Origin of the sequence: Bacillus sp. FJAT-18017, from assembly GCF_001278805.1 — a bacterium.
In the GTDB taxonomy this organism is placed as follows: Bacteria; Bacillota; Bacilli; order Bacillales; family Cytobacillaceae; genus Bacillus_D.
Map to the genome: position 1 here is coordinate 4,893,619 of NZ_CP012602.1, position 12,103 is coordinate 4,905,721.

11 protein-coding genes are annotated in these 12,103 nt (G+C 44.3%); 4 read left to right on the forward strand and 7 right to left on the reverse strand.

From position 1 onward, the window contains the following. The first annotated feature begins 185 nt into the window (after positions 1-185). Positions 186-1,010 (forward strand): YitT family protein, encoded by an 825-nt coding sequence (locus AM500_RS22960; protein WP_053601297.1) that lies wholly within the window; start codon positions 186-188, stop codon positions 1,008-1,010. A 258-nt stretch (positions 1,011-1,268) separates the two neighbouring features. Continuing rightward, the gene (locus tag AM500_RS22965) at positions 1,269-1,748 is read left to right on the forward strand and encodes a hypothetical protein (RefSeq protein WP_053601298.1); all 480 of its coding nucleotides are present in this window, start codon (positions 1,269-1,271) and stop codon (positions 1,746-1,748) included. Between the two features lie 119 nt (positions 1,749-1,867). Here the strand turns inward: AM500_RS22965 and AM500_RS22970 are convergent, their stop codons facing one another. The 5 genes from AM500_RS22970 to AM500_RS22990 all read right to left on the reverse strand — a co-directional run bounded on the left by AM500_RS22970 (position 1,868) and on the right by AM500_RS22990 (position 7,187). Further along, complete coding sequence (locus tag AM500_RS22970) at positions 1,868-2,149, reverse strand: VOC family protein (RefSeq protein ID WP_053601299.1); 282 nt, start codon at positions 2,147-2,149, stop codon at positions 1,868-1,870. An 80-nt stretch (positions 2,150-2,229) separates the two neighbouring features. Further along, complete coding sequence (gene tnpB, locus AM500_RS22975) at positions 2,230-3,378, reverse strand: IS200/IS605 family element RNA-guided endonuclease TnpB (protein ID WP_053601300.1); 1,149 nt, start codon at positions 3,376-3,378, stop codon at positions 2,230-2,232. A 278-nt stretch (positions 3,379-3,656) separates the two neighbouring features. Beyond that, entirely contained in the window at positions 3,657-4,991 is a 1,335-nt protein-coding gene (locus AM500_RS22980; protein ID WP_053601301.1) for a TldD/PmbA family protein, read from the reverse strand. 3 nt (positions 4,992-4,994) lie between these two features. Further along, on the reverse strand, positions 4,995-6,383 hold the full coding sequence (locus tag AM500_RS22985; RefSeq protein WP_053601302.1) for a TldD/PmbA family protein: 1,389 nt from the start codon (positions 6,381-6,383) through the stop codon (positions 4,995-4,997). A 147-nt stretch (positions 6,384-6,530) separates the two neighbouring features. Beyond that, the gene (locus tag AM500_RS22990; protein ID WP_269432617.1) at positions 6,531-7,187 is read right to left on the reverse strand and encodes a DsbA family oxidoreductase; all 657 of its coding nucleotides are present in this window, start codon (positions 7,185-7,187) and stop codon (positions 6,531-6,533) included. 187 nt (positions 7,188-7,374) lie between these two features. Between AM500_RS22990 and AM500_RS22995 the strand changes: the two genes are divergently transcribed. Continuing rightward, the gene (locus tag AM500_RS22995) at positions 7,375-8,718 is read left to right on the forward strand and encodes an FAD-dependent oxidoreductase (RefSeq protein ID WP_053601304.1); all 1,344 of its coding nucleotides are present in this window, start codon (positions 7,375-7,377) and stop codon (positions 8,716-8,718) included. A gap of 77 nt (positions 8,719-8,795) precedes the next feature. On the opposite strand, the gene AM500_RS23000 is transcribed toward AM500_RS22995, so the two are convergent. Continuing rightward, entirely contained in the window at positions 8,796-9,284 is a 489-nt protein-coding gene (locus AM500_RS23000) for a YehS family protein (protein WP_053601305.1), read from the reverse strand. Between the two features lie 164 nt (positions 9,285-9,448). Here AM500_RS23000 and AM500_RS23005 point away from each other — a divergent pair, with 164 nt between their 5' ends. Then, positions 9,449-10,084, forward strand: coding sequence for a LysE family transporter (locus AM500_RS23005; RefSeq protein ID WP_053601306.1), 636 nt, complete (start codon positions 9,449-9,451; stop codon positions 10,082-10,084). Positions 10,085-10,215: 131 nt separating this feature from the next. Here the strand turns inward: AM500_RS23005 and AM500_RS23010 are convergent, their stop codons facing one another. Beyond that, a complete protein-coding gene (locus tag AM500_RS23010) occupies positions 10,216-11,751 on the reverse strand; it encodes an acyl-CoA synthetase (RefSeq protein ID WP_053601307.1) in 1,536 nt (511 codons plus the stop codon). Between the last annotated feature and the right edge of the window lie 352 nt (positions 11,752-12,103).

The following is a 12,103-nucleotide window of genomic DNA, read 5'->3' on the forward strand; positions in this document are numbered from 1 at the left end:
ACAATGTAACCGCTCTCATTTTTTAGTTATTCGGAGGTAATCGAAGGAAATATTGAACTTACCCTGTTTTTTCCACCAATAACTAGTCCCTAAAGGTAACCTTTTTTCTGAAAAGGGTGTACAATAGCTGTTGGCAATAGGGACCAGTCCCTAATCTATCATGAGTAGTAACAGAGGTGCTTACGTTGTTCAGGTTAAGTTTACAGGTCGTAGTCATTGGTTTTTGTTCAGCTCTTTTCGGGTTTGCTTACAACACCTTTTTGATTCCGCATAAGCTAGCATCAGGTGGTGTCAGCGGGATTGCTTTCTTTGTCCATCATCTTTTTCACATCAATACCGGTTTGGCTGTTTTGATAATCAACATCCCCTTATTCTTTCTGGGAATAAAGCATTTAGGCAGAAAGTTTATTTTACTGTCTATTTATTCGGTTGTCGTTTTGTCTTTAAGCCTAAAGTTCATCCCTATCAACGCGGTAAGCGAAGATATCCTTCTATCGTCCATTATAGGTGGTGCGCTGTATGGGATTGCTATCGGGTTGATTATTAGAACAGGTGGCTCGACCGGCGGAACAGATATCGTGAGCCTTATTCTTTCACAGAAAAAGAACATGCAGGTCGGTTTCTTGAATATCTGCATGAACCTGGCAGTCGTTGCCATATCAGGGATTGTTTTTGGCTGGTCTATTACCTTGTACACAATGATTGCCATTTATGTGGCCGGCAGTGCAGTAGATATGGTTTACACAAACCAAGACAAATTGACAATAATGATTGTTACCGAGAGATATCAGGAACTTAGCGATGCTCTGCTAAAATTACATGCCCGGGGAATTACGATAACAGATGCTGAAGGAGCCTACACCCATAAGCCTAAAAAGGTACTCACCACTGTCATTACAAAGTATCAATTAAATGAAACCAAGCATACGATTAAACTAACCGACCCACAGGCATTCGTGAACATTACCCACACCCACGATGTCATGGGCCGGTTCAGAAAGGCTAGCTAATTTCAAATTCCATTTAGTAAGGACAGTTTCTGCATTCAGTAGCGGACTGTCCTTTTTAATTTGGGAGCCTCTTAAAGGAGTTTTCTGGAATATTCATGTTTCAACTCTTAACAACGATTAACATCAGTGTCCCGATTATTGAAATCTTTTTTAAGCTCACCCCTTTACGGTTTTTTTACAGTCCGACCCTTTACCGGGTTTAATTTACAGGTTTTATAATGCGTATGTGAGGTAACGTCCTATGGAGGGGGGATGGAAATGTTTTCATGGGATGATCTCTATACATTTGCCTGGGCTTTTTTTGTCGTATTGCCATTAGTTGCTTTCATACATGCCTTTGGGCACGTTTTTTTCATCTTTCTATTTGGAGGTCAAGCGGACTTAACAATTGGTAGAGGAAAAAAAATCTTTACAATGGGCCGGATGCACTTTTTCTCCCTTTATTTCATAGATGCTGCATGCCAGTACACTGATTTAAAAAGAGAAACTAAATGGAAACACGCGTTGATTTATGGAGGCGGCATTATTTTTAACGGATTAACGATAGTCATCATAAATTTCTTGATTATTCAAGGTATATTGCCAGAAAACAAATTCTTTTATCAACTTGGTTATTTTTCGGTGTACTATATTTTTTTTGCGCTTCTCCCGGTTGACTATGGCAAGAACAACCCAAGTGATGGAAAAGCCATTTATTTAGCTTTGAGATATGGGTACTCCTTTAAAGAAATACAATAAATTCTTAAGGACATTTGGTTTATAAATGTTGTGGGACAAGCAAACGAAAAAGGACAGGCCTTGCCTTGTCCAACCAAGCTAATCAAGCTGATTAAGCTCCCCTCATCCTCCTGGCTGATTCATTTATACCGTCTCAATCCGCCTTGCAAATGCCAGAACATGCCTAGCCAAATCCATTCCATAGGAAACATAATTGCCCCAATTCCTGTCAGCTCCCTTGCTGATGCCAACACCGCCAGTTTCCCCTCCAAACCCCTGACAATTCCATCCTCCGGCATAATCCCCAGCACGGAATTCGGAGCAAGTTTAAATTCGGTCACGCCTGAAACATCCAATACAGGCTTCCGCCCTAGCAGATTTTGATAGAATTCCTTGAATTTTTGCTGGTCTTTTACATACAATTGAACTACCCCCACCTATCAGCTACCGCTGATTGAGGAAGGGGATTCCTAAGTAAAGAAACCTATCAGTTTCTAATTGATTAGGCTACCCCTGTCGCCCCGACAGTTAGGAGACGAATGGCTTCGTTCCGGAGATTTCTTCCTGCGTTAATATCCCTATCGTGTTCCGTGCCACATTCCGGACACACCCACTTTCGAAGGTTGAGATTTTTAACGTCTTTGTGTTTGTGGCTGCAATTCGAGCAGATCTGGCTGGAGGCAAAGGTCTTTGAAACCACCACAATTTTCTTTCCATACCATTTTGCCTTGTACTCTAGCATAGTGCGGAATTGGGACCAGGATACTTCACTGATTGACCTGGCAAGTTTGCGATTTTTAAGAAGATGGTTTACCTGCAGATCCTCAATACCAATGACATCGTGGTTTTTGATGATTTCGGTAGAGATTTTCTGTAGGTAATCTGTCCTTGCATTCACGATTCGTTCATGGAGCCTTGCGACTTCCCGTTTCTGTTTTTGGTAGTTCTTCGCCTCGCCCAAGGGTTTCTTGTTCTTTATAGCCTGTTCCCGCCTTCGGGAGAGGATGCGTTTTGCTTTTATTAATTTCTCTTCCATGCTCCGGAAGAATTTCGGATTTTTGTATGAGGTGCCATCGGAGAGTATAGCAAAATCCTTTAATCCCAAATCGACCCCAACCACTGAACCCGTTTTTACCTTAGGCTGGACTTCCTGTTCAGCCAGGATTGAAACAAAGTATTTACCCGAGGGGCTCCGGCGGATTGTGGCGTTTAAGATTCTGCCTTCAATTTCCCTGCTCTTTGCAAATGGGATTAACCCAAGCTTAGGAAGCTTCAGCTTATTGCCCACTATAGCGATATTGCCGTTTGTGTGTTTGGAGGTATAGGATTGGACTATGTTTTTCTTCGATTTAAACCGCGGGGCTTTTGTCTGTTTCTCGAAAAACCTTTGAAACGAATCGGAAAGGTGCCTGAGGGATGTCTGTACGGCCGTACTGTCCACTTCTTTTAACCAGGGGTATTCCTCCTTCAGTGCAGGAAGCTGGGAGGAACACTTATTATAGGACAGTCCCTTGCCTTCTTCTATGTAGGAAGTATTCCATTTTTCAAGGAAGAGATTAAAGACAAACCGAGCACATCCAATTGTCTTTTTAATCAGGACTTCCTGTTTTTGATTTGGATAGATTCGAAATTTATACGCTTTTTTAATCACACAAACACCCACTTCCAACCGGAACGTTTGTTCTAATTATACCACAGGAAGGAAAACTTTGGCTATCGTCAACTGGCATTCATCACCCCCTTATTGTTGGGCTTTGCCCTTCACAGGAGTCTTCTGCCGGATGATGATAAAAAGGACGACACGTGCGATTACGCCAAGCAGTGTCGTCCTTTTTTTATGATTAGAAGCTGGAAAAACTATTGCTCCCGTTCCCTTTGGCTAACCAGAACCGTCCCTCTTTGCCAGTGGCAAACGAGAACCGTCCCCGTTTACTCCACTGTAACCGATAGCGATTTGACGAGGATGGATGGTGATCCAATAGGCGAGAGCGGGAAGGTCAGATCGGCACCGATTTCTGCGACATCGCCCAGCATTTGATAAAAATTCCCTGCTATCGTCATCAAGTTGACTGGATATTGAACCTTTCCGTCTTTGACGTAGAAGCCGTTTGCTGCAACCGAGAAGTCGCCTGATACAGTATTGGCACCTGAATGCAGTCCTGAAAGACTTGTAATCAAAACACCTTCGTCTATTGAACCGAGCAACTCATCGAATTCCACTTTGGAAGGCTCGATGTAGAAATTGGATGGACCAACCTTAACAGCTGACTTATATGAATCTTTATAGGCATGCCCTGTTGTTGATGTCCCATCCTTTTTAGCTGTTTTTTGATTATGGAGCAAGGACTGCAGCACGCCTGATTCAACTACCGTAAGTTTCCTGACAGCCACTCCCTCGCTGTCAAACGTCCGGCAGCCAAGGCCGCCTTCAAGGAACGGGTCATCGACAATTGTAATCTTGCTCGAAGCGATTTCATCCCCGCTTTTATCCTTTAAAGGAGATACTCCCGCCTGCGTATTCTCTGCGGAAAAGTTGCCCGAGTAGACTGCCAGCAGCTGGGCCGCGGCGTTATTTTTAATGAGTACAGAGTAATTTTTGCTTTCAATCGGCCTCGAGTTCAACTGGGCAATTGCCTTCTCCGCAGCCTTTTGAGCGATTTCCTTTGCATTTAACTTATTAAAATCCTGGGATAACTTAAATTCAAACGCGGTCTTCGTTTCATCCCCATCCTTGACAATCGCCTCAATGTACGCGTACAGGAAGTTTAGCCGATCGCTGACATTCAGCCCCTTATTGTTCGCAAGCGTCCTCGTAACAGACTCGTTACGGATTGCGCACCAGTCCGTCGCTTGAAACCTCGGATCAAAGTCATGCAGTTCTTTTTCAACATCCTTGATGAATTGAATCTTTTCAGGTATTCCTATCTCATCAAGGGAATCTGAATAGAAATTCCCATTCTCATAGTGGCTGCTTCCTGTAAAAATCTCTTCGCGGGCTTCATCATTCATAATCTGTGCATTTTCCTTTGCATTCCTTATTAAAAATGGAATTGAATCCTCATCGAGCTTTTCCGTATAGGCATATCCCATCTTTCCATCTATGATGCCCCGGAACGACAGGCCGCCGTCTTCGGCTATTTCATACTGGTCAATTTCACCTTTGTATACCTGGCAGCCAAAGACTTCCTTTTTCTCCGAGTAAATTTCTACATCCGTAAAACCGTTCTTCTCCGCTTCCTTAAACAATAGTTCACTTATTGTCATCGCCTATTCCCCCTTTGTCCCGCCAACTGTAATTTCGCTGACACGAATCATCGGCTGGCCAACATTCACCGGGATGCTTCCACTCTGGGACCCGCACATTCCAGCCCCATGGCCGAGGTTGTTTCCTACCATATCGACCAGTTGAAGAGTTTTCGGCCCATTTCCGATTAATGTAGCCCCCTTTAGAGGCCTTCCCAACTTCCCGTTTTTCACCTCATAAGCTTCCTCGATCGCAAAATTATAATCACCGGTTGCCGGATTGACCTGTCCGCCGCCCATATACTTTGCATAAATACCATGTTCAGTATTGGAGACGATTTCTTCTGGAGTCGATTTGCCTGGAACGATGTACGTATTGGTCATTCTTGAGGTTGGCGCAAACCTGAACGACTGCCTCCGTCCGGAACCGGTCGAGTCCATTCCCATACGCCGTCCATTGAATTTATCAATCAAGTAACCTTTTAAAATTCCGTTTTCAATTAAGACGTTCTTCCTGGCCTTTTCGCCTTCATCATCGATTGTAATTGAACCCCATTCATTTGGAATCGTCCCATCATCTATGTATGAAACAATTTCCGGGGCAACCCGCTCGCCAATTCGGTTGGCAAATACGGAATTATTTTTCGCAACAGCAGTTGCTTCCAGGCCATGACCACAGGCCTCGTGAAAAATAACGCCGCCGAATTCGTTGTCAATAATGACAGGGAACTTGCCGCTTGGACATGGGGCTGCATCAAGCATGGTCACTGCGATCCGTGCAGCTTCATGTGCATAATGATCGAGATTGAGATTTTCGAAAAACTCAAAACCTTGATAAGCTCCTGGTCCATAAAAGCCAGATTCCATCTTATTGTCCCGGACCGCGACCGTCTGGATCGCCAGCCTTGACCGGACCCGTTTATCCTCAACAAACCTGCCCTCCGAATTAGCAATCAATACGTTTTGTTCTTCATCCATCAACCGAACGGTAACCTGGGATATAGAAGAATGATAGTTTTTTGCTTTTTCATAAGCTGTTTGCAGGATTGCTGCTTTACGGGCTTTCTCAACATCTTGTGGCATAATTTGAATAGGATGGATTGAATCTGCCGTTTGCTGGGTGAAAGGTGCCAGGCCGGTTGAAGCCTTGCCTTTAATTGCCTGTGCTGCACGGTTGGCCGCCTTCAAGAGCCCTTCCCGGCTAAAGTCAGTTGTATAGGCATAGAAACTCTGATATTCATTAAACACTCGGATTCCAACACCGAAATCCCTTCCCGACAAAGCCGTTTCAACTCTGCCGCTTTGGTAAGTAAGATTATTCGTGAACCTATCCTCAACGAAAATTTCCGAAAAATCTCCGCCCGTCGATAACGCCGCGGTAAGCATATCTTCTACTAAACTTTTACTAAGCATAACAACCTCCTGTAATGGAAAAATTGACCACCTGACATAAATATTCGCCAAACCAGCCTACTATTCCTCCCTCCGGCAAAATAGGGACAGTTCTCTGTCTAAATAAAAAACCAGTCTCAACATTCGAGACTGGTTTTGCTCATTTAACTATTTTTTAGGTATTTCGCACCCATCATCATCAAAGAGGTTCCCATCCTGATTTAGAATGGTGATTTTTTTCTCATCCTCGGCAATGACTTTTTCCAACGCCTGGACAAAAGTTTCTGTCGGCTGTGCCCCGGAAAGGGCATATTTTTGATTAATCAGGAAGAATGGCACCCCTGAAATCCCATATTGCCGAGCCATTTGCTCATCAGTTCGAACCTCGGCAGTCATATCTTCACTGGCAAGCATGTTTCTCACGACTTCCCGGTCAAGTCCTACTTCCACTGCCAATTCAACTAACGTTTCATGGTCGCCAATATGCCTGGATTCTGTGAAATAAGCTTGTAAAATCCGCTCAGTCATTTCCTTCATCAGGCCTTGAGTCTTGGCGAACATCGTTAACCGGTGAGCATCGAACGTGTTTGTCATGATCATCGTATCCATCTGATAATCCAGACCGGCTTCCTTTGCCATTTGAACGACACGATCTGTATTCGCTTTAGCCTGGGAAAGGCTCATTCCGTATTTTTTAGCCAGTTTTTCATTCATGTTTTCCTTTATATCCCGAGGTGCGTCCGGCTCCAACTCATAGCACCGGTATGTCACTTCAATCGGGTGGTTAATCTGCTTAATGGCGTCCTCCAGACGCCTTTTGCCAATATAGCAGAATGGTCAAGCAAAGTCCGTCCACATTTCAATATGCATACTGTATTCCTCCTTTACTTCTTTCCAATTAGTATAGGGGGTTGAGTTAGTTTTTACACGGGATTTGCCTGATTCAAATAACTTGTAACATGATATAGTTGGCATATGGAACTTTAGTCCGCTTTTTATGGAGATGAAAAACTTGAACGAAAAAAATATAGCAATTGTCATTGGCGGCGGTATTGCCGGAAAGCTTGCTGCCAAGGTGCTGTCAGACCATTTCAAGAAAGTGATCATACTGGAAAGAGATGCTGAGCCACAAGGGCCGCTACCTAGAAAAGGTGTACCCCAGGGAGCTCATTTACACGCCCTACTTCATGCAGGTGAACATGGCCTTGAATCATTATTCCCTGGAATCACAAACAGGTTTTATCATAGCGGCGCGATTAAAATCAACTCTACAAGAGACCTCGCCTGGTTCCACCATGGTGTCTGGAAACTTCAATATGATGGGGGCTACTCAACTACACTTCAAACCAGGCCTCACTTGGAATGGCACATTGACCAATACATAAAGGAAATTCCGAATATTGCTTACTATTATAACCATTCTGTAAAATCCTATCATTATGACAAGCAAGCGAACAAAGTAACAGGAGTAACTGCAAGCAGTCCTGAAGCAGACTCTATTACCCTCGATGCTAATCTAGTTGTTGATGCAAGCGGGTCAGGAAGTTTTACCGGAGCTTGGCTTGAAAAGTTAGGCCACGTTCTCCCTACGGAAAAGGCAACAATAGGATTAACTTATGTCAGTAAGTTTTTTCAGCTGCCGGAGAACCCTAAGCGGAACTGGTCCATTAAGCTTATCTATCCAGAACCGCCTTTTGGGGAGATAGGGGCTACCCTTTCCAGCGTGGAAGGGAATCGGTATATCGCAACCATCTTTGGCTATCAAAATGCCATTAATGAAAAAAAGGCAATAACAGATAACGAAGCATTTTTGGAACTTGCAAAAAAGCTTTCCAAACCCGATATTTATACCGAATTAAGCAAGGGCAAGCCTCTTTCAAAAACAAGTATTTTCCGTGTCCCTCAAATTAGTTGGAGGCGGTTTGACAAAGTTAAGCACCTTCCCGATGGGCTGCTCATGATGGGGGACACGATATGCCGGATTGATCCCGTTTTTGGCCAGGGGATGAGCGTCGCTGTTTTGGAGGCACTTGAACTTCAGCGCTTATTGAAAAAAGATCTCCCTTTAAAAAGGCTTGCTTATATGTTCCATAAAAAAACTGTGAAAATTATCTCGCCTGTCTGGAATATGGTTTTGTCCGAAGACCTTCGTTATCCAGGGATACAAGCAAAGAGACCATTTGGCTTATCCGCTCAACAATGGTTCACTAAACAAATTTTCCTCTTATCCTCTGAGGACCGATACATTTATGACTCCTTTATTAAAGTGATGAACCTTGTCCAGCCTGCTGCCATTCTAATGAGGCCAGCTATTCTTAAAAAAGTTGTAGCCCGCGGCCTCTTTAGGAGGAAATGATTTTCCGAACAAATACAAAATGGCGGTCGCCTTCGACCGCCATTTTTTAAATGAACCAGGGAACCGACTCCTGCTCCTTAGTCTCTATACATTACCGCTAAGCCTTTAAGGAAGTTCCGCGCGAATTTGTCACCGCATTCTTTGTAGTTCTTGTGGCCTTTTTTCCGGAGCAAGGCGCTTAGCTCTCCTTTTGTGATGGCAATGCCAGCATTATCAAATATCTCGATCATGTCTTCACTTGTAAGCGAAAGGGCGATTTTTACTTTTTTCAGCAGGACATTATTGATGCTCTCATTGATTTTCGGAGGATTTTCAGGCTGACCAGGCTTCGGCTCCTGCCTTCCTCTTTTGAAAATAATCAAGCCATCCAGAAACGATTCAAGCTTGCTGTTATTGATCCTCAATTGCTGATCAAGCTCGGGCTCTTCCACGTTTGACTTTGTGAGTATCTTCAATACCTCTTCCTTTGTAACGTCGATGCCGCCAAGTTGGAATATCTTAACCATATCTGTATTTTTTATATCCAGGGCATATCTCAGCCGGATTAAAATATCATTATTTTCCATCAGTGACCCTCCTATATACTTCAGCTATTCCCCTTGTGGTTTGCTATATGCATTTTACATGTAATTCGCGAGCAACAAAAGGAAAACCTGGAAACGGCTACGTGAAAAATGGATTATCTGCCTATGGACATGCATAAAATGTACAAGTCCTTTTAGGTGTGGTGATGGTTTTGAATGTATATCTAAGTTACATTATTCTGGGGCTTACGCTGGCTGCCCCAATAGGTCCGGTTAATTCGGCGCGAATCGATAAAGGCCTTAAGAACGGGTTTTGGCATGCATGGGCAGTCGGCGCAGGCTCAATGATGGCGGACGCAACCTTTATGCTGACAGTTTATCTCAGCCTTGTCCGCTTCCTTTACTATCCTTATGTACAGGTTTTCCTTTGGCTATTCGGCGGCTTTGTCCTCATCTATTCAGGAATAGAAAGCATGGTCAGCGCATCGAGTTTGAAACTTGAGCAGAGAAGAGCGAAGGAATCGATTTTCAAGTGCTTTTTTTCCGGATTTATTATTTCCATTTCCAGCCCGATGTCCATTTTGTTTTGGCTTGGCATTTATGGCTCAGTTCTCGCGAAAACCGCTTCATCCTACGGTCCTGAAAAGCTGCTAATCTACAGCTCGATGATTTTCCTGGGCCTTTGCCTATGGGATATTTTTGTTGCCGCGCTGGCAAGTGGATCGAGGAGATTTCTGAATGCGAATACCCTGGTAGCAATTTCGGTTATATCGGGGCTGTCACTGGTCGGTTTCGGAGTGTATTTTGGAGTTCAGGGGATAAAAGCACTTGCTAACCTTTAGGGATGTGTCGAAACATCCCTAACGATAGAAGCCATGATATGAAAGGCTTCGTGCAAATTTAATCAAACGTTTGATTAATGAAAATACGACAATTCGCGACGAAAAAAGAAGCAGGGTATCGTCCCTGCTTCTTATATTACCGGCTTTTCGTTAGTGTGCTGAGATGCCATATTCTTAAGCATCACTTTGCTGATTTTCCCGACGTGAGTTTTCGGCATTTCCTCAATAAGATGGATTTTCTTCGGAACCTTGTAGCCGCCCAGTTTCAGCCGGCAAAATTGTTTGATGTCTTCCTCGGCAACCCCACTGCCTTCAGCGAGTACAACGAAGGCAGTTACTGCTTCCCCCCATTTTTCATCTGGTGCTCCGACAACAGCAGCTTCCAGGATTTCAGGGTGTTCGCAAAGCCAATGCTCGACCTCAAGCGGATACACCTTCTCCCCGCCTGTAATGATCATATCTTTTTTCCGGCCAACGATATAATAATACCCATCTTGATCCCGGCGGGCGAGATCACCTGTAAGCAGCCAGCCATTCTGAAGCGCATCATTTGTTGCCTCTTCATTTCCCCAGTAAAAGGAAAACGCATGCCTCCCCTGGATGGCCAGCTCACCGACCATTCCTGATCCTGCTTCTGCTCCGTGCTCATCCACTATTTTCACTGAATGGTACATCATCGCCTTACCTACTGAGCCCCTCTTTAGTACGGCATCAGCAGGGTCGATATAAAAATTGTTCGGTCCTGCTTCCGTCAACCCATATCCCTCTTTAAACGGCTTCCCTTTTTGCGCGAATGCTTCATAGATTTCAAGGGGGCATGGCGCACCACCGGAAAGGAAAACCTTCATATCATTGAAATCTGTTGCGTGGAACAGTTCTGATTTAACCAGCAAATGATACATCGTCGGTACAAACAGCACAATTGTACAACGGTGATCGACAAGGTGCTTAATCGCCTTTTCAGGGGAAAACTCCCTCGCAATCGCAACTGATCCGCCAGCCATTAAAATCGGAATGGATAACGCATTGAGCCCGCCGGTATGGAACATCGGCAGGTACGTCACAGTTTTGTCCTCGTTGGTCAGGTTCCAGCTGACAATCGTCGAGATTGCGTTCCACATGATCGCCCGATGTGAAAGAACCGCCCCTTTTGGATATCCTGTCGTACCGCCTGTATAAATCATTGCCAGCGGATCCTCGTCATCGATATCCACATGCTTGTTATCAGTCTGGTTTAGCGCGGCCGTATAGCGGTCAATCAGCTCTTCATATTGCGAGCCATCGATGCAAATGCTTAGTCCGAGTTCGTTCCAAAGCTGAGACACCTGCTTTGCAAAATCGGAGTGGAAGCCGATTAGCTTGGGTGTGCAATCCCCAATTATAAAAGACAACTCACTGATTGCCAGCCGCCAATTCAACGGAACAAAGATGGCGCCGATCTTTCCGCATGCAAACAACAAATCGAAATAACTGATGTCATTTGGTGCAAGCAGCGCAACCCTGTCCCCTTTCCGGATTCCTTGTTCCGATAGCCAGCAGGCCAGTGCCCGTGCCCTGGTATTTAGTTGTTCAAAGCTCCACGATCTATCTGCTTCAGCATCAACAACCGCAGTCGCCAATGGTGTCAGTCTTGCCCTGGATTCAAGCCAATCGAGCTCGCACCTCACAGCAATTCCTCCTTTACCCCTTCATTATGGATTCATTTTAGGAAAAGGCAGTTACAAGGAAGTTACAGCTTCTCCTGAATTCGGGCAAATCCTCTTACATACACTTTTTCACTAGTGAATATTTTTTTGATATGGTTACTGCCGTGCAGGGATTAGTTACTGCCTGGCAGGTTTCATATTCTTTTTCACTACACATTAGTGAATTATCACTATCAACTAAACCTTCATATTAGTCATCCCTCGTCTTTTCCACTAGCTATTTATTATTCTAAAATAGCCCCTGCCGTGCATAGACTAGTACCTGTCAGGCAGGGATTATAAAAGTCCGTAGTTAACTCTAACCATCAAAAAG